Source organism: Nocardioides sp. TRM66260-LWL, from assembly GCF_020075545.1.
Taxonomy (GTDB): Bacteria; Actinomycetota; Actinomycetes; order Propionibacteriales; family Nocardioidaceae; genus Nocardioides.
Map to the genome: position 1 here is coordinate 1,251,588 of NZ_JAIQZK010000001.1, position 20,932 is coordinate 1,272,519.

Annotated in this window: 21 protein-coding genes; 6 read left to right on the forward strand and 15 right to left on the reverse strand. The window is 75.5% G+C overall.

The genetic code is table 11. The annotated features are described in order from the left end of the window. Nucleotides 1-5 precede the first annotated feature (5 nt). From K8Z61_RS06015 to K8Z61_RS06025, 3 genes are all read right to left on the reverse strand, one after another. Entirely contained in the window at nt 6-1,019 is a 1,014-nt protein-coding gene (locus K8Z61_RS06015; RefSeq protein WP_224127403.1) for an NADP-dependent oxidoreductase, read from the reverse strand. Nucleotides 1,020-1,104: 85 nt separating this feature from the next. Further along, nucleotides 1,105-1,296, reverse strand: a complete 192-nt coding sequence (locus tag K8Z61_RS06020; protein WP_224127405.1) for a hypothetical protein — start codon at nt 1,294-1,296, stop codon at nt 1,105-1,107. A gap of 117 nt (nt 1,297-1,413) precedes the next feature. After that, nucleotides 1,414-1,620, reverse strand: a complete 207-nt coding sequence (locus K8Z61_RS06025) for a hypothetical protein (RefSeq protein ID WP_224127407.1) — start codon at nt 1,618-1,620, stop codon at nt 1,414-1,416. 126 nt (nt 1,621-1,746) lie between these two features. Here K8Z61_RS06025 and K8Z61_RS06030 point away from each other — a divergent pair, with 126 nt between their 5' ends. Next, nucleotides 1,747-2,907, forward strand: a complete 1,161-nt coding sequence (locus K8Z61_RS06030; protein WP_224127408.1) for a CDP-glycerol glycerophosphotransferase family protein — start codon at nt 1,747-1,749, stop codon at nt 2,905-2,907. Here K8Z61_RS06030 and K8Z61_RS06035 read toward each other — a convergent pair. From K8Z61_RS06035 to K8Z61_RS06050, 4 genes are all read right to left on the reverse strand, one after another. Further along, nucleotides 2,873-3,211 (reverse strand): SAV_915 family protein, encoded by a 339-nt coding sequence (locus K8Z61_RS06035; RefSeq protein WP_224127409.1) that lies wholly within the window; start codon nt 3,209-3,211, stop codon nt 2,873-2,875. The genes K8Z61_RS06030 and K8Z61_RS06035 overlap by 35 nt on opposite strands. A gap of 76 nt (nt 3,212-3,287) precedes the next feature. Then, entirely contained in the window at nt 3,288-3,986 is a 699-nt protein-coding gene (locus K8Z61_RS06040) for a dienelactone hydrolase family protein (protein ID WP_224127410.1), read from the reverse strand. Between the two features lie 89 nt (nt 3,987-4,075). After that, entirely contained in the window at nt 4,076-5,437 is a 1,362-nt protein-coding gene (locus K8Z61_RS06045; protein WP_374227914.1) for a T3SS (YopN, CesT) and YbjN peptide-binding chaperone 1, read from the reverse strand. Nucleotides 5,438-5,532: 95 nt separating this feature from the next. After that, on the reverse strand, nt 5,533-6,039 hold the full coding sequence (locus K8Z61_RS06050; protein ID WP_224127426.1) for a helix-turn-helix domain-containing protein: 507 nt from the start codon (nt 6,037-6,039) through the stop codon (nt 5,533-5,535). A gap of 64 nt (nt 6,040-6,103) precedes the next feature. Here K8Z61_RS06050 and K8Z61_RS06055 point away from each other — a divergent pair, with 64 nt between their 5' ends. Beyond that, the gene (locus K8Z61_RS06055) at nt 6,104-6,583 is read left to right on the forward strand and encodes a PaaI family thioesterase (RefSeq protein ID WP_224127428.1); all 480 of its coding nucleotides are present in this window, start codon (nt 6,104-6,106) and stop codon (nt 6,581-6,583) included. Nucleotides 6,584-6,619: 36 nt separating this feature from the next. Continuing rightward, a complete protein-coding gene (locus K8Z61_RS06060; protein WP_224127430.1) occupies nt 6,620-7,447 on the forward strand; it encodes a nitroreductase family protein in 828 nt (275 codons plus the stop codon). A gap of 38 nt (nt 7,448-7,485) precedes the next feature. Here the strand turns inward: K8Z61_RS06060 and K8Z61_RS06065 are convergent, their stop codons facing one another. The 5 genes from K8Z61_RS06065 to K8Z61_RS06085 form a co-directional block, all read right to left on the reverse strand. After that, a complete protein-coding gene (locus tag K8Z61_RS06065) occupies nt 7,486-11,004 on the reverse strand; it encodes an ATP-binding protein (RefSeq protein WP_224127432.1) in 3,519 nt (1,172 codons plus the stop codon). Between the two features lies 1 nt (nt 11,005). Then, the gene (locus K8Z61_RS06070) at nt 11,006-11,824 is read right to left on the reverse strand and encodes a DUF4194 domain-containing protein (RefSeq protein WP_224127433.1); all 819 of its coding nucleotides are present in this window, start codon (nt 11,822-11,824) and stop codon (nt 11,006-11,008) included. Continuing rightward, nucleotides 11,821-13,350, reverse strand: coding sequence for a DUF3375 domain-containing protein (locus K8Z61_RS06075; protein WP_224127434.1), 1,530 nt, complete (start codon nt 13,348-13,350; stop codon nt 11,821-11,823). The genes K8Z61_RS06070 and K8Z61_RS06075 overlap by 4 nt, the downstream gene beginning before the upstream one ends. A gap of 147 nt (nt 13,351-13,497) precedes the next feature. After that, complete coding sequence (locus K8Z61_RS06080) at nt 13,498-14,367, reverse strand: hypothetical protein (protein WP_224127435.1); 870 nt, start codon at nt 14,365-14,367, stop codon at nt 13,498-13,500. A gap of 97 nt (nt 14,368-14,464) precedes the next feature. After that, nucleotides 14,465-15,136 carry a response regulator transcription factor gene (locus K8Z61_RS06085; protein ID WP_224127437.1) on the reverse strand — a complete coding sequence of 224 codons (672 nt, stop codon included), beginning with the start codon at nt 15,134-15,136 and terminating at the stop codon, nt 14,465-14,467. 70 nt (nt 15,137-15,206) lie between these two features. Between K8Z61_RS06085 and K8Z61_RS06090 the strand changes: the two genes are divergently transcribed. Then, the gene (locus K8Z61_RS06090) at nt 15,207-16,592 is read left to right on the forward strand and encodes a HAMP domain-containing sensor histidine kinase (RefSeq protein WP_224127439.1); all 1,386 of its coding nucleotides are present in this window, start codon (nt 15,207-15,209) and stop codon (nt 16,590-16,592) included. Between the two features lie 3 nt (nt 16,593-16,595). Here the strand turns inward: K8Z61_RS06090 and K8Z61_RS06095 are convergent, their stop codons facing one another. Then, complete coding sequence (locus tag K8Z61_RS06095; RefSeq protein WP_224127441.1) at nt 16,596-17,852, reverse strand: NADH:flavin oxidoreductase; 1,257 nt, start codon at nt 17,850-17,852, stop codon at nt 16,596-16,598. Between the two features lie 81 nt (nt 17,853-17,933). Here K8Z61_RS06095 and K8Z61_RS06100 point away from each other — a divergent pair, with 81 nt between their 5' ends. Then, nucleotides 17,934-18,497, forward strand: coding sequence for a 2'-5' RNA ligase family protein (locus K8Z61_RS06100; RefSeq protein ID WP_224127443.1), 564 nt, complete (start codon nt 17,934-17,936; stop codon nt 18,495-18,497). After that, nucleotides 18,494-19,036 (forward strand): bifunctional adenosylcobinamide kinase/adenosylcobinamide-phosphate guanylyltransferase, encoded by a 543-nt coding sequence (locus tag K8Z61_RS06105; RefSeq protein ID WP_224127445.1) that lies wholly within the window; start codon nt 18,494-18,496, stop codon nt 19,034-19,036. Before K8Z61_RS06100 ends, K8Z61_RS06105 begins: the two co-directional genes overlap by 4 nt. A 12-nt stretch (nt 19,037-19,048) precedes the next feature. On the opposite strand, the gene K8Z61_RS06110 is transcribed toward K8Z61_RS06105, so the two are convergent. Continuing rightward, a complete protein-coding gene (locus tag K8Z61_RS06110; protein WP_224127447.1) occupies nt 19,049-19,876 on the reverse strand; it encodes an adenosylcobinamide-GDP ribazoletransferase in 828 nt (275 codons plus the stop codon). Continuing rightward, the gene (gene cobT, locus K8Z61_RS06115; RefSeq protein ID WP_224127448.1) at nt 19,873-20,931 is read right to left on the reverse strand and encodes a nicotinate-nucleotide--dimethylbenzimidazole phosphoribosyltransferase; all 1,059 of its coding nucleotides are present in this window, start codon (nt 20,929-20,931) and stop codon (nt 19,873-19,875) included. The genes K8Z61_RS06110 and cobT overlap by 4 nt, the downstream gene beginning before the upstream one ends. Nucleotide 20,932: the final 1 nt, after the last annotated feature.

The window sequence follows — 20,932 nt, forward strand, 5'->3', positions numbered from 1 at the left end:
AGCCGTCAGACGCGCACGACCATCTTGCCGATGTTCGCGCCGCGCATCATGTCGAGGAACGCGTCGACGGCGTGGTCGATGCCCTCGACGACGGTCTCGTCCCACACCAGCTCGCCCGCCGCGAACCACGGGGTCAGCCGCTCCCGGAACTCCGGGGCGAGGTGGCGGTAGTCGCCCAGCGTGAAGCCCTTGAGGGTCAGGCCGCGGGTGATCGCGTTGGCGAGGTTGCGCGGACCCGGGGCCGGCTCGCCCGCGTTGTAGGCCGAGATCGCGCCGCACAGCGCGGCCCGTCCGCCGTCGTTGAAGACCGACAGCGCGGCCTCGAGGTGCTCGCCGCCGACGTTGTCGAAGTACACGTCGATGCCCTCGGGAGCGGCCTCGCGGAGCTGGTCGACGACCGGCCCGGCCTTGTAGTCGAAGGCGGCGTCGAAGCCGTAGCGCTCGGTGAGCAGGGCGACCTTCTCGGCCGAGCCGGCGGACCCGACGACGCGCTTCGCGCCGAGGAGGCGCGCGAGCTGGCCGGCGACGGAGCCGACCGCGCCGGCCGCGCCGGAGACGAAGACGGTCTCGCCGGGCTGGAGGTCCGCGATGGCGGTGAGGCCGACGTAGGCGGTCAGGCCGGTCAGGCCGAATAGGCCGAGGTGGAGCGAGCTCGGAGCGCCCGGGATCTCGGGGACCACGCGGAAGCCGGCGGCGTCCTCCTGCACGAGGTCGCGCCAGCCGTGCTGGTGGAGGACGAGCGCCCCCTCCGGCACGTCGGCCGAGCGCGACTCCACGACCCGGCCGACGGCGCCTCCGGTCATCGTCTCGCCGAGGGCGAACGGCGGGATGTAGGAGCGCGTGTCGTTCATCCGCCCCCGCATGTAGGGGTCGACGGAGAGGAACTCGTTGCGCACCCGCACCTGGCCGTCCGCGAGCTCGCCGTACTCGACCTCGACGGTGCGGAAGTCGTCGTGGGTGGGCCAGCCCGTGGGACGCGAGACGAGCTGGACCTGGGTGCTGGTGGCGGGGCCGGACATGACGCTCCTGGGCTGGACGGCGGTGGGACGTCCCCACGCTAGGCGCTCGCCGCCGCGGGCTCTCGCCCGGAAGCAGGGTCCGGGGTCAGCCGCCGTGCCGGGCGGGTCGGACGCTGCGTCGGGCGGGTCGGTCGTAGGACCGCGCCGCGGCGACCAGGCAGGTCGCGGTGGCGGCGATCAGCACCGCCACCACGATCGTGAGGAACGAGATCCAGAACAGCAGGCCGTGGAGGTCGCCGGAGCCGTGGCCGGACGCGAGCAGCAGGGGCAGGTGCATGCCTCCAGCCTGGCCGCGCGGCGGCCGCGGGATCAGGGGCGTCGGGCGGCTGCGGGCCGGGTCGCGGGACCTGCTCGCGCGGGGCCTGCGGCCCGCCCGACGGGCCGCAGCCCCGCGTCAGGCCTGGGAGGCCTCGCCGCCGGTGAGGTCGAACGGCGCGCTGTTGAGGTGGCGCATCACCGAGCGCAGGCTCTCGGCCAGCTCGGGGTCCGCGGCCAGGGTCGCCTCGGCCTGCTCGACGAACCGCTCGAGGTCGCCGGGGGCGTCCTCGCCGAGCGGGGCCCGGGAGGGGCGCGGCGTGCTGGGGCTGGTGGGAGCGGTCATGGTGGGCCTCCGGGAGTCGCGGGCGTGGCGGGCGATTCCGGAGTCGATGGTACGGATGTTCACCCGACCGCGAGGGCGGCGTCCGACGATGCGTCCCGGCCGGGCGTGGGGACCTACGATCGGGGGGTGAACGACGTCGCGGTGATCGCCTACTTCGCCGACGACCCGAGCCGGCTCTACCAGCTGCAGCAGTGGGTGCCCGTGCTCGAGGTCCTCGATCGCAGCGCCCCGGTGGCGCTCGTGCTGCGCGATCCCGACAGCGCCGCCCAGCTGCGTGAGCGGACGGCGCTGCCGGTGCTGGTGGCGCCGTCGTTCCCCGAGCTCACCGCGCTGTACGCGGGACTCGACGCCGGCGTGGCGCTGTACTGCAACAACTCGATGCTCAACTTCCAGTCGCTGCTCGACTCCCGCCTGCTGCACGTGCACATCAACCACGGCGAGAGCGACAAGGGCTCGATGGCGAGCAACAACGCCAAGGCCTACGACCGCGTGCTCGTCGCCGGCGAGGCGGCGGTGCAGCGCTACGTCGAGCAGCTGCTCGAGCTCGACGCCACGCGCCTGGTGCGCATCGGTCGGCCCCAGCTCGACCTGCGGGAGGAGCCGATCCTCGCGCCGAGCCCACGGCGCACGGTGCTGTACGCGCCGACCTGGGAGGGCGACGCCGACTACAACAACTACTCCTCCCTCGACACCCTCGGCGTCGACGTCGTCGAGGCCGTGCTCGCCCAGCGGGACGTCCGGCTGGTCTACAAGCCGCACCCGAAGATCGTCACCAGCGCGACGCCGGCGATCCGCGACGCGCACCGGGCGGTCACCGCGCTGGTCGAGGACGCCGCACGCCGCGATCCCGACGCGGGCCACCGGGCCATCCCCGTCGGCGACATCCTGCGCGTCATGCCGCGGTGCGACGCGATCGTGACCGACGTCTCCTCGGTGGGCCTCGACTGGCTCTACCTGCGCACCGACGCACCGCTGCTGATCACCGACCGCCACCACGACGCCGAGCGGCTGCGCGCCGAGGTGCCGGTCAGCCGGTGCGCCGACGTGATCACCACCGACGACCGCGACCGCCTGGCCGCGCTGCTCGCCGCCCGGCTGGACCACGACGAGCACCACCTGGCCCGCGTGGCGATGCGGCACCACTACTTCGACGACGTCGCGGTCGGCGAGAGCACGACCCGCTTCGTCGACGTCGTCGTCGGGCTGGTCGAGCACCGCGACCGGCTGCTCGGCCACGAGCGGCGCTCGCCGCTCACGCGACCACGCGGGTCCGCCGCGCCGGCCTGAGCACCCGCTCGGGGTCCAGGCGCACCCCGATGCCCAGCGGCTCGACGAGCGCCTGCAGGGCCCCGCGGCCGAGGTCGACCAGCAGCTGGTGCTCCCCCAGCACGGCCCGGGCCTGCGCGAGCGTCGTGAAGGCGACGACCACCCGGTCGCCCGAGCCCAGGTGGAGCACCTGGAGGTGGAGGCCGCCGTCGGCCGCGACGCGCACCGGCACCGTGAGCACCTCGGAGACCGGGGAGGCCGGGGAGACCGGGGAAGCCGGCGGGGCAGGGACGGCGGGCAGGGCGCGGGGAGCGGAGAGGGGCACGTCCCCGAACGTAGGCAGCGCCCCCCGCCGACGGCAGGGGGCGCTGCGTCAGGATCGCGTCACGATCCCGTCAGGGTCAGGAGACCTTGGCCTTGAGGAACTCGACGGTGCGGGTCCACGCCTGCTGGGCGGCCTCGGCGTCGTAGGTGCCCATCTTGTCGTGGTCGTTGAGGAAGGCGTGACCGGCCGGGTAGTAGAAGAACTCGACCTCGGCGCCCGACTCCTCGCGGATCTGCGCCTCCTGCTGGCGGGCCTGCTCGACCGGGTAGAAGCCGTCGTCCTCGGCGTAGTGGCCCTGCACCGCGGCGGTCAGGCCCTGGTAGGTGTTCGGGACGGCCGGGCCGACGCCGTAGAACGGGACGGCGGCCGAGACCTTGTCGCCGGCCTCGACCGCGAGCAGCAGCACGAAGCCTCCGCCCATGCAGAAGCCGACGGTGCCCACGGTCGAGGAGGTGACGGCGTCGTGGCCGATCAGGAAGTCGACGGCGCCCGAGAGGTCCTTGGCAGCCTGCTCGACCGGCAGGTTGGTCATGAAGGAGCCGGCCTCGTCGGCGTCGTGGGCGACGCGGCCGCCGTAGAGGTCGGGGGCGAGGGCGACGAAGCCCTCACGGGCGAGGCGGTCGCACACGTCGGCGAGGTGGTCGTCGAGACCCCACCACTCCTGGATGACGACGACGCCGGGGCCGCTGCCGGCCTCGGGGACCGCGAGGTAGCCGTGCGCCTCGTTGCCGTTGCTGGGGAAGGTGACGTTCTGCCGGGGATTCTGGTCAGCCATGCGGTCAGGCTAGGCAGCACGACCAACGCGACCGCCACCCGCGCGGGTGTCCTGCCCGGCGTCCGGATCTGCATCGCGACCGGCGGGGCTCAGGACGCGTCGTCGTCCCACCACTCCTCGAGCCCCGGCTCGTCGCCGAGCAGCGACAGCTGGACGCTGCGCGGCGCGCGCCCGGACGACGCAGCCTCGGGGCCCTCGGCCTCGATCAGCCGCAGCGCGAGCCCGAGGCTCGCCACCATCCGCTCGATCTCGGTGGGCACCAGCACCTCGGAATCGCGGACGTCGGCCACGGCGCGGAGGACGGCGTCGACCCGGTGGTCGAAGATCGCCGCGACGGTGCGCGGCGGCACGGGACCGCGCCGGAGGAGACCCGCGAGCGCCTCGAGCTCGGGCCGCAGGTCGCCGACCGGTGGCGGGGCCGACGCTCCGGCGTCTGCGTCGGCGGGATCGGCGACCGGGAGGGAGCCCGAGACCGGGTCGGCCTCCTGCGTGGCGTCGGCGGGATCGGGCTCGGGGTGCTCGGAGCCGGCCACGACCTGCAGCCCGAGCCAGGCGTCGAGGAACCGCCGACCGCCCCAGCGGCCGACCAGCACGTCGCCGAGCGCGTCGACGTCGTGGAAGTGGGCGAGCATCGCGTGCAGCTGCCGGTCGGAGAAGGGCGCCGCCCACAGCCGGTGGACGGCGAGAAGGTCGTCGCCGTCGACGACCAGGCGCGCCCAGGGCACGTCGGCCGCCAGGCCCGGCAGCGCGGCCCGGGCCAGGTGGGGGTGCGGCAGGTCGGCGACGACGTAGGAGAACAGCTCGATCCACGGCTCGTCGGGGTCGACGCGCACCCAGACCAGCGTGGTGCCGACCGGCACCTGGGCGTCGCCGTCGTCGTCGTGCACCGGCTCGTAGCCCAGGAAGTCGCGCAGCGCGGCGTCGACGAGGGCGCGCAGGTCGTCGGCGTCGTTCGGCACCACGGCGGGGAAGACCTCGCCACCGTGCAGGCGACGGCGCGCCTCGAGCCGCCGCGGCTCGGGGCGGCGCAGGCCGTCGAGCGCGACGCCGGCCGCGCGCAGGAAGGCCGGATGGGGCACGCCGAAGGCGTCGGGGAGCAGCGGCAGCACCTGCTCCTCGAGCCAGTGGACGACGCCGTGCGGTCGCGCCGGGTCGGCGAGCTCGACGGCGATCGACCACAGGCGCAGCCCCTCGCCGGGCTCGTCGACCTGACGCTCGGGCGGCTCCCAGCCGAGGGCATCGAGGAGCTCGACCGCGACCGGACCGACCGGCGCGAGCAGCTCGGCCACCACCAGCGGCTCGGGCTGCTCGAGGCGGTGCACCCGCAGGAGCGGGGCGCCGACGTCGTCGCCGTGCCGCAGGTGCACGACCGGGCGACGGTCGTCGCGCGCCATCTCGGCGGCGATCCGCCGCGCCAGCAGGGACCACGCCGCCGCGACCTGGGCCTCCATCGGCTCCACGGGAACCTCCGAGCGTCTCGTCGCCGGGCTCGTCCCGGCGACGGGGTCGACGCTAGGGCCGACCACCGACAGTTTCGGCGCCGGCCTCAGGACGCCCGGCGGCGGGCGCCCGGACCGGGCCGCGGAGCGACCTCCCGCGGGTCCTCGACCGCGTGGCCCGCCTCGCACACCAGGGCCGCGTGCACCGGTGCGCCGCACCCGCGATGGGCCAGCTCGACCGGCGGCCCGTCGGGCGACGCGTAGTGCCGCGCGCCCCAGTCGGCCACGGCGGCGAGCACCGGGTAGAGCTCGAGGCCCTTCGCCGTGAGGCGGTACTCCAGCCGCGCCCGGCCGCCGCCCTCGGGGCGGTACGGCACCCGCCGCAGGATCGCGTGCTCGACCAGCCGGGCGAGGCGGTCGCTGAGCACCTGCCGCGCCAGGCCGCTGTGCTGCTGGATGTCGTCGAAGCGACGCACGCCGTTGAACACCTCCCGCAGCACCACGATCGTGCCGCGCTCCCCCAGCACGCGCATCGCCGCGGCGACCTGGCAGTTCTCGGTGGAGAAGGCGAGGGCGGCGGGTCGCTCGGTGTGCTCGGGGCCGTCGGTGACCATGCGCACAGCATGCCCCACCCTGGGTCTGATTGACAGACCCAGTAGCGGACGGGAGGCTGGCTCCATGACCGAGACCCAGCCGGACGCCGCACCGGACACCGCCCCTGCCCTCGACCCCTTCGCCCTGACGGGGCTCGAGCTCATGCAGGCCATCGCCCGGGGCGACCTGCCGCCGGCGCCGATCGCGGAGACGCTCGGCATGACCGGCTTCGGCGCCGAGGCCGGCTCGGTGTGGGTCGAGCTGCAGCCGGAGCACCGGCACTACAACCCGCTCGGCACGATGCACGGCGGGGTGCTCTCCACGCTGCTCGACACCGCAGCCGCCTGCTCGGTGCACACCACGCTCGAGCCCGGTCAGGGCTACACCTCCCTCGACCTGACGGTGAAGTTCCTCCGCCCGGTGACGACCGAGTCGGGCACGCTGCGCACGACCGGCCAGGTGATCTCCCGCGGCCGCCGCACGGCCCTGGCCGAGGCCCAGGTCGTCGACGGGCAGGGGCGGCTGGTCGCCCATGCGACGTCGACCTGCATGATCTTCAGCTGAGCCCTCCCGTCCCCTCTCCCCCGTCCAGGAGCACCCGTGTCGCCCTCAGACAGCACCCCCAGCAGCACCCGCAGCAGCACCCGCAGCGCGGCGACCGACCTCGCCGGTCTGCGCACCGTCGAGATCCGAGGCAAGCAGCGGTACCACGAGCCCGCCGTGCCGACCGACGCGCAGGCCTTCGCCGACGTCGTGCGGTCGCGCCGGTCCGTGCGCGTCTTCACCGACACCCCGATCCCGCCCGAGGTGCTCGACGAGTGCCTCGACCTGGCGATGCTGGCGCCGAACTCCTCGGGTCTGCAGCCGTGGGAGTTCTACGTGGTGCGCAGCGAGCCGATCCGCTCCCGGCTGGTGCAGGTGTGCATGGGTCAGCTCGCGGCGAAGACGGCCGCCGAGCTGATCGTGTGCGTCGCCCGCACGGACCGGATCAAGGAGCACGCGGCGCAGACCCTCCGCGAGTGGCCCACGCCCGAGACCCCGGGCCCCGCGCGGCAGTACTACCGCGCGATCCCGTTCCTGTACGGCCCCGGGCCGTTCGGTCTGGCGGCCCCGCTCAAGCGCGCGCTCTTCGCGCTCGCCGGTCTCGTCCGACCGGTGCCGCGTGGGCCCTACACCGCGTCCGAGCTGCGGCTGTGGGCCGCGAAGAGCACGGCCCTGGCCTGCGAGAACCTCGTGCTGGCGCTGCGCGCGCACGGCTTCGACAGCTGCATGATGGAGGGCTTCGACGAGGTGCGCCTGCGGCGTCTGCTCGACCTCGACGACGCCGCCCTGCCGATCATGGTCGTCGGCGCCGGCGAGCGCGCGCCGGACGGCGTCTTCTGGCCGCAGCTGCGCTTCGACCGCAGCCAGTTCGTCCACGAGGTCTGAGACCGCGCCCCGATCGCCGACGTCGCCGCGCCGGCCGGTCAGCCGGCGTCGGTGATCGGGGTGATCCAGGCCCGGTGGGTGGACGGGTTCTTGGTGATCGCCAGCAGCTCGTCCATGTGCGGCTCGAGGCCGGTGACCTTGTCGAGCGGGACGCCGACGATGAGCTGGAAGCCCAGGCCCCTCCAGGCCTGCACGGCGCGCCCGGCGAACTCCGAGTCGGCCTTGACGAAGCCCTCGTCGAGGAAGACCGGCGCGAAGCGAGGACGGCTGCGCAGCTCGTCGCCGAGCCGGAACCGCAGCGCCGAGCCGACGATGAACGCCACGAGCTCCTGGCTCTCGCCGCCGGACTTCTCCCCCAGCGTGCGGTAGGTGGCGCGCAGCTCGCCGGTGCGGTGGTCGTAGCGCTCCGCGCTGATCTCGACGTGCCGGCGCACGTCGAGCAGGCGGTCGCGCTCGGACGGCCCGTCCGCCGCGGTGCCGGGGCGCAGCTGCTGCATGAACCGGGCGAGGTCGGCGAAGCGCTGGTCGAGATCGGCCTCGTCCCCCGGCGCGGAGGATCCGGAGGCGAGACGACGCAGGTCCTTGAGGAACGTCTGCAGGTGCACCGGCGCGAGCCGGCGCAGGCGGATGCGCAGGCGGTCGTCGGTCGCGCCGAAGGGCAGGCGCCGCAGGATGGTGTTGATCGGCTCGAGCCGGTCCTCGATCTCCTCCACCGACGCGGCCATCGCGCCGAGCAGCGGCACGAGGTCCTGCCCGCTCCAGTCGGTGAGCCGCCGCCTCCACTCGGCGCGGCGCTCGGCCAGGCCGGTGCCGCGGATGCCCGCCAGGATCGCGGCGTAGTCGGCGTAGGACTCCGGGCTCGTGCCCAGGTTCGGCGAGGGCCACTGCAGCTGGTAGGCGCGGAAGATCGCCACCATCTCGTCCTCCGCCCGGGCGATCGCGGTCTCGGCGTCGGCGACGGCCGCGCGGAGGCTCTGCGCCAGCCGGTGCGAGGACTCGTGGAACCGCTCGAGGTCGGCCGGGTCGGCGGGCGCGGCGGCCGCGGCGAACTCGGCCGCGAGGGCGGCGTCCTGGGCGTCGGTCAGCGCGACGCGGCCGGCGTCCTCCATCTGCGCCAGCCGGTCGGCGACGACGTCCTCGGCGTCGACCAGCACGCCGTGCGCGTCGTCGAGCTCCTGCTGACGGCGCTCGAGGCCGAAGCGGTGGCGCTGCTCGTCCTCGAGCCGTCGCTCGAGATCGGCGATCTGGCCCTGGAGGGTCGCGAGCCGGTCGTCGGCGGCGAGCAGCTCGGCACGGCGGGCCTCGAGCTCGGCGATCCGGCGGTCGCAGCCCGCGACGTCGACGTCGTCGAAGCGCGCGGACCGGACGGCCTCGTGGGCGCCGCGGAGCCGCTCGAGCACCGAGGCGCGTCGGTCGAGCTCGCGCATCTCGTCGTCGAGCCCGACGAGCCGCTGCTCCAGCGCCAGCAGCTCGGCGTCGAGCTCGGCGACGGCGTCGGCGTTGGAGAAGCCGATGACGTCGCGTGCCTCGCCGCGGCCGTGGGCGCCACGGCGGCCCGAGCGGGTCTGGCCCGCGAGCGTGACCCGCAGCCCGTCGCCGGCCAGCTCCTCGGCCGTCTCGACGCACAGCGCGTTGCGGGCGGCCTCGGCGACGTGCGCCTGCACCCAGCCGCGGAACGGCGAGTGCTGGTGGACGAGCTTGCCCGCGATCCGCCGCGGATCGTCGGCCGTGCGCTCGGGCAGGTCGAGGGGGACGCCCTCGAAGGTCAGCCGGCCTCGCAGCCGCAGGCCGTCGATGGCCGTCGAGAAGTGCTCGAGGAGGTGCTCGGGGACGAGCATCACCCGGGCCGTGCCGCCGAGCACGGTCTCGATCGCGGTGCGCCACCGGGTGTGCTCGGGGGCGACGTCGACCAGCTCGCCGACGAACGGCAGGTCGCTGGTCGCGATCCCGCTCGCGGCGGCGACCTCGGCGCGCAGCTCGTGCAGCCGGGCGGGCATGCGTCCGCTGCGGCCCTCGAGCGAGGCCCGCTCGCGGCGCAGCTCGGCCTGGCGGGCCTGCTCGGGGTAGCGGCGCGCGAGGAGCGCGTCGCGTGCCTCACGGAGGGCCTGCTGCTCGGCGGGCCAGCCCTCGAGCCACGCCGCGGAGCGCTCGCGGAGCGTCGCGAAGGTCTCGGCCAGGTCCAGCGCCTCGACCGTGGTCGTGGCCTCCGTGCCCTCGCCGTCGCCGGCACCGGACGACAGCAGCGGCAGCAGGCGGTCCTGCAGCTCGACGCGACGCGCCAGGCGGTCCTCGCGGACGACGGCCTCCTGCTCCAGCGAGGTCGTCAGGGTCTGCAGGGTCGCGCCGCCGGCGGCGTGGTGCGCCTGCTTGGCCGCCTCGACGTCGCCCACCAGGGCGCTCACCCGCGCGGAGGCCGCGGCGAGCTCGCCGCCGACCGCGCGTCGGGCCTGCCGGTTCGCCCGCACCGCGTCGGCGAGCAGCCGGCGATGCGTGCGCGCCAGCCAGAGCTGCAGCGGCGTGTCGCCGACGAGCGTCACGCCGTAGGCGTCGAGCTCGCCGAGGCGGGCGCGGGCCGCCTCGCGTCGCTCGTGCGCCGCCGGCAGCGGCGCGAGCAGCTCCAGCCGCTGCTCCTCGGTGCGCATCGCGGCGTGCGCGAGGTCGAGGTCGTCGAAGTGCTCGACGGCACGGTCGGCGGCGGCGAAGGTGGCCGGACGCTCGAGCACCATCTCCTTGTAGAGCTCGTCGACGCTGCGCACCTGGTTGCCGGCCTGGATGCGGGCGAGCAGCCGCAGCGCCTTCGCGCCGTCGCCGTTGGCCCCGATGCCGAGGCGGGCGTGGATGACGGCCGCGAGCTCCTGGTACGTGCGGTGCACCCGCACCCCGGGGAAGAGCCGCTTCAGCGCGGTGGCGTGGAACCGCTCCGGCACGGCGTGCTCGAGCACGTCGAGCGGCAGGTCGGCGTCGAGGGTGAGCAGCTGCATCGCCACGTCGGTGCTGCGCACCGCGCGCCGCGGCACGTAGTAGGTGCGCGCGACGGTGAACCGCCCGCCCTGGTCGTTGACGAAGGTCATGGCGACCGCGCCCCAGGTGTCGCCGCCCTGACCGCGCAGCAGCCGCTCGACCGGACGTCCGGTGCGCGGGTCGTCGACGACGTCGACGGCGCCGCGCAGGTAGGAGAGCAGGTTGCGCTGGCCGACGCCGCGGGCGCGTCCGGCGACGGCGTCGTTGGAGGCGCCGTTGAACTTCGTGTCCGACGGCATCATCAGCGCGGTGTAGGCGTCGAGGATGGTGCTCTTGCCGACGCCCGAGGCGCCGGAGATCATCGTCGCCGCGCCGCGCAGCGGCACCACCGTGTGGCCGCCGAAGCCGCCCCAGTTGACGAGCTGCAGCTGCGCCGCGCGCCACTGCATCGTGTCGTCGGCCGGCAGCGCCACCTCGGCGCGCTCGAACAGGCCCTCGCCCGGCTCGTCCGACTCGTTCGGCTCGTCCGGGCGGAGGGCGGGGTCGTCGGCCTCCAGGGCTGGCTCGTCGGCATCGAGAGCGTGCTCCAGGGTCACCTCAGGCCTCCGGCTCACCGGTCGGGACGCCGGTCGCGACGGCGGTCTGGTCGGCGGTCTGGTCGAACAGGTCCACGTCGGCCTCCTCGGGCTCCTCCACGGCGCCGGTCTGCTCGCGCAGCGCGGCGAGCAGCTCGACCAGCCGCTCCAGCGGCAGCAGCGACTCCACCGCCTCGCTGATCTCGAAGCGGTCCTCCGAGGCGGTCGGGATCAGCAGCCCGGCCTTCTGGATCGCGACGATGGCGTTGCGGGCGCGCTTCTCGTCGCCCGACTCGTCGGTGGCGTGCGGCGGCCGGAAGGTCGCGACGTGGTCGAGCAGGTCGGCGCGGTCGAGCAGCACGCGGGACTCTCCGCCGGCCTGGCCGGCGCGCAGCCGGTCGCGCAGGTGGACGAGCACGAGGGTCTCCTCGCGACTCCACGCGGCGTCGTAGAGCAGCGTCGGGAAGCGGCTGCCGGTCTCGCTGACGGCCTGCCGCTTCCACGCCACCTCGCGCTCGCGGTCGATCTGCAGGTCGAGGAAGAGGTCGTTGAGGCGCGAGCGGAGCAGCCGCTCGTGCTCCACCAGCACCTGCCAGTCGCGCGGGTGGGTGCGCGCGGAGACGAAGCGCTGCTTGAGCAGCGTGATGAGGACGTGGCGCTGCGCGTAGGCCAGGCCGCCCTCGTCGCCCTCGAAGAGCGACACCGAGGCCTCGTCCAGGTCCTCCAGGTCGGCCTCGTCGGCCCAGTCGAGCCCGTCGGGGTCCGGATCGAGGTCCGGCTCGAGGTCAGGGTCGAGGTCAGGGACGTGGTCGACGGGGGGCTCCGGGTCGAGCCGGGTCATCGGGTCGCCTCCTCGGCGGGGACGGGCAGGGGCGTGCGGGGCACCGCGAAGTCGCGGCGGGTGCCGTCGGGGCGGACGGCGGAGAAGACCTCGTGCGCGGCGGCGTCGGCGGCCTCGGCGGCATCGCGGTCGTCCGACGCCGTCGACCCGTCGGGCAGGTCCTCGCGGCCCTCGGCGGCCAGGTGGAGCAGCCCGAGGATCTCCACGGGACGTCGCAGCTCGGGCTCCAGGCCGGCGAAGAGGGCGCCGAGGGTCGCGGCGCCGGACGTCCCGCGCGCCGCGGCCAGGCGGCGACGCAGGACGTCGAGCCGGGGTCCGCCCTGCGCCTTCAGCTCGGCCAGCGAGGGGCCGGACACGTCCTCGGGCTCGATGGCGGCCAGCCGCTCCGGCGGGACGTCGTCGGCCGGGTCGTGGAACCGCTCGCGCAGGTGCTCGACCCCGATGCGCGGCGGCAGCAGCGGGACGTCGTGCGTGGCGCGGGGGCCGGTGACGGCCATCCAGGCCATCAGCTCGGACTCGACCTGGCGCAGCGTGCGCTCGAGCTCGCGGTCGCGCACCGCGTCATGGCTGACGATGTAGTCCTTCAGCGTCGCGGTGACGCGGGAGCGCTGGGCGAGCACGCGGTCGAGGCCCTCGCGCACCAGCCGGACGGTGCCGCGCAGCTCGGCGCGGTCGGCGTCGGAGAGCACGCCGTCGGCGAGCGGGTGCTCGAGCAGGGCGGCGAGGTCCTCGCGCAGCTGGCCGACGAGCGCGTCGTCGCGCAGCAGCGCGAACGCGCCCTCGAACGCGCGGCCCTCGTGGGTGGCGGTCATGAGGGCGTCGGCGCGCGCGAGATAGGCGTCGATGACCTCGCCCGCGGGACGGTCCTCGCCCCGGAAGGCCGCCAGGATGTCGGCCCGGATCGCGGCGAACCGCTCCTCGACGCGCGCGAAGTCCGACGGCAGCGCGGAGACCAGGCTGAGCAGCTCGGTGAAGCCCTCGACCATGTAGTCCTCGGTGGCGCCGACCAGCTCGCCGCCGTCGACGAGCCGGTCGCGCTCGGCCTGCAGGCGGGCGATCTCGGCGTTGAGGATGCCGACGCGGGTGCCGCGGTCGGGGTTGGCCTCGGCGTTGAACCGTCGCACCGTGCCGAGGATGGTGGCGATGCGGTGCTCGGAGAGGGTGGCCCGGTCGCGGGCGAGCCCCTTCACCAGCTCGAGGGCCTGCTGGGCGTGCGAGGTGAGCGCGTAGACCTCGTGGCCGGCGTCGTCGAGCGAGCGCACGAGCCACTGGCCGCGCATCCAGCGCTGGCACAGCTCGCGCCCGGAGCCCGCGGGCAGGTCGGCGGCGCCGTCGCGTCGCAGCCGCGCGAGGTGCTCCTCGACCTGGGTGTGCAGCCGCGCGGTCGGGATCGGCCGGTTGGTGCGGTCGAAGGACGCGCGGAAGAGCGCGATGACGACGGGGGCCTGCCGCTGGTGCAGCAGGGTGAGCGTGGGCTGGGCGAAGGCGCCGGCCACGCGGGCGAGCTCGGCGGCGATGTCGCTCATCGGCCCTCCCGGCGCGTCCGCGACCGCCCCGGCGGCGGTCGGCTCGGCGGGCAAGCATTCCAGAGGCGTCGCGGGCCCGCGTCGACAGCCCCGCCGGGGCTCCGACGGACCGGGGCGGCGGTGCGGAGCCGCCCCGGTCGTCGCAGGTCAGGCCGCCTGCAGCGCCGCGCGGGACTGCTGGCGGTGCTGGCGGGTGACCCACCCGACGCCGAGCACCATGATCAGGGCCAGCACGGCGGAGGCGCCGTAGGTGCCGAGGCCGAGCCCGCCCTTGACGATCGGCTTGGTGAAGTAGTCGCCGACCGTCGCGCCCAGCGGTCGGGTGAGCACGAACGCCGCCCAGAACAGCAGCGTGTTGGGCACCGACGGCACGAAGTACAGCCCGGCGATGCTCGCGATCAGCACCGCGATGAGCGCCGCGCCGCCCGCGTAGCCGAGACCGGAGGAGTCGGAGAGGAAGTCGCCGAGCGACGTGCCGAGGGTGTTCGAGATGAGGATCGCGGTCCAGAACAGCGCCTCCGCGCGGAAGGAGCTGATCGTGGCGATCGAGAACGGGTGGCCGGTGGCGCGCCAGATCGCGAAGGTCACCAGCAGAAGGGTGGAGAGGATCGCGGCGCCCACGGGGTAGCCGATGCCGAGGCCCTGCGGACCCCAGCCGAGGGAGGTGGCTCCGGCCGAGAGGTACTTCGAGGAGGCGTCGCGGTTCATGAAGTCGCTGATCGTGGTGCCGGCCATCGAGGTCGTGAGGATGACGGCCCAGTAGAACGCCGGGTGGTACGACTTGGCGCGCAGCTGGGCGACGAGGCTCACCACGAACACGGCGAAGAGCGCGATGGTCGAGAGGAAGTAGCCGATCTTCAGCGTCTGGCTGAACATGTCGCCGCCGGTCTCGCCGAGCGTGGTCGCGGCGATCTTGATGATCCAGTAGAGGAGCGTCACCTGGGGCAGCTTGTGGGTGGCGGCGTGGCCGATCTCCTCGAGGTCGAGGTCGCCGGCGGGCGCGATGCGGTTCGTCATGCCCTGAAGGGTGAGGTCGCCCGGCTGACAGGATCCTGACGATCCGCCGCGACCGGACGCGGGAGTCAGGTCCGGGTCAGGTAGGAACAGGCAGGGCTCAGGTCGCGTCGACGTCGAACCGGTAGCCCACGCCGCGGACCGTCGTCACGACGGCGTCGGAGCCGACGTCGCCGAGCTTGACGCGCACCCGGCGCACGTAGGAGTCGAGGGTGTTGTCGTTGACGATCGCGCCGTCCGGCCACGCCGCGGCCACCAGCGCCGCGCGGCGCACGACCTCGCCGGCCCGCGAGAGCAGGGAGGCCAGCAGCCGGAACTCGGTCGGGCTGAGGGTCACCACTGCCTCCCCGCGCACCAGCGCGTGCCGCGCGGGGTCGAGCACGAGGTCGCCGCCCGGGGCGTCGACGCGCGGGCGCCGGACGAGCACCTCGAGCCGCGCCAGCAGCTCCTTGATCGCGAACGGCTTGACCAGGTAGTCGTCCGCGCCGGCGCTGAATCCGGCGAGCCGGTCGTGCAGGGCGTCCAGCGCGGTGAGGAAGAGCACCGGGGCGGGCTGGCCGTTGCCGCGCAGCGCCTGGCACAGGTCGCGGCCGTCGGCGTCGGGCAGGCCGATGTCGAGGACGAGCGCGTCGAGCCGGGCGTCCGGCCCGAAGAGCCGGAGCGCCTCCCCCGCGGTGTGCGCCATCGTCACCTCGTGGCCCGCGCCGCCGAGCGCCTCGGCCAGCACGGAGCGGATCGCCGGATCGTCCTCGCACACGCCGATGCTCGCCATGAGGGCATCATGGCCCAGGTCGCGTCGCGCGCTCCGCACATCCCGACGCGGCGGACCGCGAGGGGGATCCATGGCCAGGACGCCGCGCCGCTCGTCGCTGCGCGGGCAGATCGTGCTGACGACGCTGGGGCTCACCACCCTCATCTCGATCGCGGTCGTGCTCGGCGTCCAGCTGGTGCTGGCCCGCACCGCCACCCGGGACATCGGCAACGTGCTCACCGACCGGACGGCGGCGGTGCAGGCGGTGATCGACGCCAACAGCACCGCGACGCCGTCCGCCGACCTGGGTCGCTACCTCGATCCCGGCGTCCGCATCTACGACGACCGGGCGCGCCTGGTGACCGGCTCGATCGAGGCCGGCGCGCGCGACGCCGCCGACGAGCTGGCGCAACGACTCGTCCAGCCCGACGCGCCGTCGTCGCTGACCGTCAAGGCGGCCGGCGACCTGCGGCTGCGGGCGCAGACGGTGCAGGCCGCGGGCGGCTGGCGCGGGGTCGCGGTGGTCTCCCAGGCCACCGACGGCTACGAGCGCTCGGAGGACTATGCGCTGCTCGCCACCATCGCCGCGGGCGTCGCGCTGGTGGCGGTGTCGGGGGCGGTCGCGACCCGGGTGACGGCCTCGGCGCTGCGCCCGGTGACGCGGATGGCCGCGCTGGCCACCGAGTGGAGCGAGCAGGACCTCAGCCGCCGCTTCGACCTCGGCCCCGCCACCGACGAGCTGGCCCGGCTCGGCGCGAGCCTCGACACGCTGCTCGACCGCGTGGCCGACGCGCTGCGCGCCGAGCAGCGCCTGACCTCCGAGCTGGCCCACGAGCTGCGCACGCCGCTGACGGCGGTGCTCGGCATCGCCGAGCTCGCCGAGATGCGCGCCGGCACCGACCCCCGGGCCGCCGACGACTTCGCCCGCATCGCCGACGCCGCGCGCACGATGAGCACCACCATCACCACGCTCCTCGACGTCGCCCGCCGGCCGATCGACGCGGCGCGCGGCACCGCCCTCGTCGACGACGACGAGCCGGCGCCCACCGCCAGCGTCGCCGAGGTGCTGGCCGCGCTCGACGCGCTGCGCGCCGCGCAGGCCCCCGGAGGCGTCGATCATCTCCCCGAGCTGCACCGCGACGTGCGCGACGCGGACGCGCTGCGCGTCGCCCTGCCGGTCGAGCTGGCGGTCCGCTGCCTCGCACCGGTCGTCGACAACGCGCTGCGGCATGCGCGGCACCGCGTCGAGCTGCGCGCCCGGGCCGCCGACGACGACGTGCTGATCACCGTGCGCGACGACGGCGACGGCGTCGAGGCGGCCGTGGCCGACCGGCTGTTCGACGCCGGGGTCAGCGGCGCCGGGAGCACCGGCCTGGGGCTCGCCGTCGCGCGGCGCGTGGCGAACGCCGTCGGCGGCTCGGTGGAGCTGGCCTCGGCGCGTCCGGCGGTGTTCGAGGTGCGGCTGCCTCGGGCGTGATCGCTAGCGGGCGTCCAGCGCCGCGATGGCGCGGGCCCTCCGACGTCGCTCGCCCAGCCCGCGCACGGCCTCCCCGCCGATGAACCGCGCCGCCGCGACGACGGGACGCAGCCCCGGGTCGGGCTCGAGGCCGGCGCCCATGCGGCCGATCTGGGTCTCGTACCACTCCGACTCCCCCGCCAGCCCCGCGACGGTCGGGAGGGTGTACCGGCGCAGCGTGCGGCCGGGGTCGCCGGCGACCAGCCGGGCGGTGGCGTCCGGGTCGATGGCCAGCGGACGCCCCAGGCCGATCAGGTCGACGCCGTCGGCGAGCAGCCGCTCCATCGCCTCACGGGTGCGGATGCCGCCGGTGAGCGCCAGCGGCACCCCGGCCGCGCGGTCGCGCACCCGCCGCGCGAACGCCGCGAAGTAGGCCTCCTTGACGCTCGTGCCCGACCCGGAGCCCCGCAGGTCGTCGACCTCGCCGAAGAGCGCGGGGTTCTCGTAGGTGCCGCCGGAGATCTCGATCAGGTCGACGCCCTCCTCGACGAGCAGGCCCACGACCTGCTCGGCGTCGTCCTCGGTGAAGCCGCCGTGCCGGAAGTCGGAGGAGTTGAGCTTCACCGCCACGGTGAAGCCGGGTCGCGTCGCGGCCCGCACCGCGCGGACCGCCTCGACCAGCGCGCGGGCGCGCCCGGCGACGTCGCCGCCCCAGGCGTCGGTGCGCCGGTTGACGTGCGGGGAGAGGAACTGCGCGAGCAGGTAGCCGTGGGCGGCGTGCACCTGGACGCCGTCGAGGCCGGCCTGCTCGCAGCGGGCGGCGGACTCGCCGAAGGCCCGGACGAGTCGCTCGACCTCCTCGGCCCGCAGCGCGCGGGGCGCGGCGAACAGGCCCATCATCCGCACCGCGCCGGCCTCGGCGCTCGGCGCGACCGGCCGTCCGGAGAGGAAGCGGTTGGTCTGGCGTCCGGGGTGGTTGAGCTGGGCGATCACCGGGCTGTCGGCCGCAGCCTCGCGCACGCGCCGGAGCCGGGCGACGTCCAGCCGCGCGTCGGCCACGATGTTGCGACTCCGCTCGAGCTGGCGTCGGTCGATCATCAGGTTGCCGGTGATCAGCAGGCCGCCCGCCGCGCCCCGGGCCCAGCGCCGGTAGAGCCGCTCGTGCGCCTCGGTCGGCTGCAGGTCGGCGTCGGCGAGGTTCTCCGTCATCGGCGCCTTGAGGATGCGGTGCGGCAGGACGAGGCCGCTCGGCAGGGTGATCGGATCGGTCAGGGCGGCCACGGGGTGCTCCTCGGCTCGGGACGGACGTCGGCAGATTACCGTCCGATCGGACCGGAAGTGGCGGACGGCTAGGGTGCGGCCGTGCCCGGCTCCGCGTACTCCCCCGGCCACACGGTGCTCGCCGTCACGGTGCCCGCGCTGGACGCCTTCGTCCGGGCCCGCACGGCCCACTACGACGCGTCGTTCGTCTCCGCGGACCCCGCCTTCGTGCACGCGCACGTGACAGTCCTGGCGCCCTGGGTGCCGCGGCCGAGCGCCGCGGACCTGGCCACGATCGGTCGCATCGCCGCCGCCCACCCGGCCTTCGCGCTGCGCCTGGCGCGGATCGAGGCGTTCCCCGACGGCGTCCTCCACCTGCGGCCCGAGCCGGACGCGCCGCTGCGGGCCCTCACCGCGGCCGTGACCGCGGCGTTCCCCGACCACCCGCCCTACGGCGGGCGGTACCCGCACGTCGACCCCCACCTGACGCTCGACCGGCACGACGAGTCCGCGACCCCGCCGGTGACCCGTACCTGGCTGCACAAGCAGCTCGCCGACGTGCTGCCGGTGAGCCTGACCGTCGAGCGGCTCGAGCTGCAGTGGTGGGCCAACCACGACTGCCGGGTGCTCGCCAACTGGCCGCTGGGGCGCGAGGTCGTCCGATGAGGGTGCTGGTGACGGGCGGCGTCCGCTGCGGGAAGTCGCGGCACGCCGAGTCGCTGCTCCGCGGCCACGACGACGTCGTCTACCTGGCGCCGGGCCCGGTGCCCGAGGACGCCGACCCGCCCGACCCGGACTGGCAGGCGCGCATCGACCGGCACCGCGCGTCCCGCCCGGCCGGCTGGACGACGCGCGAGTCGGCCGACCTGGCCGGGGCCCTGCGCTCGGTGCGGGGCGCGCTGCTCGTCGACTGCCTGGGCACCTGGCTCACCCGCCTGCTGGACGACGGGCTATGGGAGGCGTCGGCCGAGGAGGTCGCCGCGGCGGTCGAGACGGCGCTGGACGACGTCGTCGCGGCGCTCGCGGGACGCCCCGCCGACGCCGGTCCGGTCGTGCTGGTGAGCAACGAGGTCGGCTGGGGCGTGGTGCCGGCCCACCGCTCGGGGCGGCTCTTCCGCGACCACCTCGGCGTCGTCAACCAGCGGATCGCCGCGGTCGCCGACGAGGTGCACCTCGTGGTCGCCGGTCGCGTCCTGCGCCTTTGACGCCGGACGACCTCAGAGGCCGAGCACGACCAGGAGCGCCGTCAGCGCCAGCTCGACGCAGGCGCCGAACACGTCGCCGGTGACCCCGCCCAGGCGGGCCGTCGCACGCCGCAGCACGAGCCCGCTCACGGCCGCGGCCGCGCCGACGGCGGCGAGGCCGAGCAGTCGTGCGTCGCCCCACGGGCGCCACAGCGCCCCGTCGCTCGGCCACCCGGAGGCCAGCAGGCCCAGGACGAGGCCGCCCGCGAGCCAGCCGGCGACCGCGGCGACCGGGGCGACGGTGCCGACGAAGGCGCTCCCCAGACCGTCAGCGCGCGCCCCAGGCACGCCGCGGACGCAGGCCATCGCCAGCGCCGAGCGCGAGACGGCCACCGCGACGCCGACGAGCAGCGCGGCGGGCACCGCCGAGCCGGTCTCGCCCCGCGACGACACGACGATCGCGGCGACCCCGGCCGCCTGCAGCCCCAGCACCACGACGAGGGTCACGACGCCGGCCGGCCCGGCGGTCCCGGAGCGCATGACGGCGAGCGACCGCTCGCGGTCGTAGGAGGCGGTGAGGCCGTCGGCGAGGTCGGCGAGGCCGTCCAGGTGCAGCGCCCGGCTGCCGAGGGCGAGGGCGCCGACGACGAGCAGGCCGATCACCAGCGGCGCGAGGCCGAGCCGTGTGCCGACGAGCACCACCGCCGCCGCGGCCACGCCGAGCGGCGCCACCGCGAGCGGGGCGAGGACCATCGCGAGCCCGGCCCGCCGCCGGTCGACCGTCGCCGGCGGGGCGACGCGCAGCACCGTGAGCGTGCCGACCGCCAGGCGCCAGGCGTCCCGCAGCACGCCGCTGCTCACGCCTCCTCCGGCAGCAGCTCGCTGAGCAGGGCGACGTCCCGGAGCAGCGCCACGGCGCTGCGCACCACGGGGACGGCGGCCACGGCGCCGGAGCCCTCTCCGAGGCGCAGGCCGAGGTCGAGCAACGGCTCGAGGCCCAGACGCTCCAGTGCGAGCGACTGCGCGGGCTCGGTCGAGCGGTGTCCGGCGGCGAACCAGGCGACGGCCCCGGGGGCGATCCGCTCGGCGGTCAGCGCGCAGGCGACGCTCATCAGCCCGTCGAGCAGCACCGGCACGCCGGCCCGTGCGGCGGCGACCAGGAAGCCGACCGTCGCCGCCAGATCGGCGCTGCCGACGGCGGCGAGGGTTTCGTGCGGGTCCGCGAGGCGGTGCCCGGCGCGGTCGAGCGCGGTGGCGAGCACCTCGGTCTTGCGGGTCAGGCCGTCGTTGTCGATGCCGGTGCCGCGGCCGACGACCGCGGCGGCCGGCAGGTCGAGCGCGGCGGCGACGAGGGCCGCGGCCGCGGTCGTGTTGCCGATGCCCATGTCGCCGGTGAGCAGGAGCCCGGCGCCCGCGGCGATCTCCTCGGCCGCGACGGCGGCGCCGGCGTCCAGGGCGGCCTCGAGCTCGGCGCGGCTCAGGGCGTCCTCGAGGTGCAGCGCGCCACTGCCGCGGCGGACCTTGAACCGCTGCAGCGGCGTGCGGACGTCGTCGGGCAGGTCGGCGAGGTCGTCGTCGACGCCCAGGTCGAGCACCCGCACGGCGACGTCGTGCGCGGCGGCGAGCGCGCTGACGCCGGCCCGACCGGTCAGGAACGTGCGCACCATCGCGCCGGTGATCGCGGGCGGGAAGGCCGAGACCCCGTGGGCCGCGACCCCGTGGTCGCCGGCGAAGATCACCAGTCGCACCGTGCCCGGGCCCAGCGGGCGCGGCGGCACGGCGTCCTGGCACGCGCTCAGCCAGACCCCCAGCTCGCCGAGGCGACCCAGGGCGCCGGGGGGCGTGGCGAGACCCGCGAGCCGCTCGGCGGCAGCCGCGCGGGCGGTCTCGGACGGGGGACGGACGGTGACGCTCATG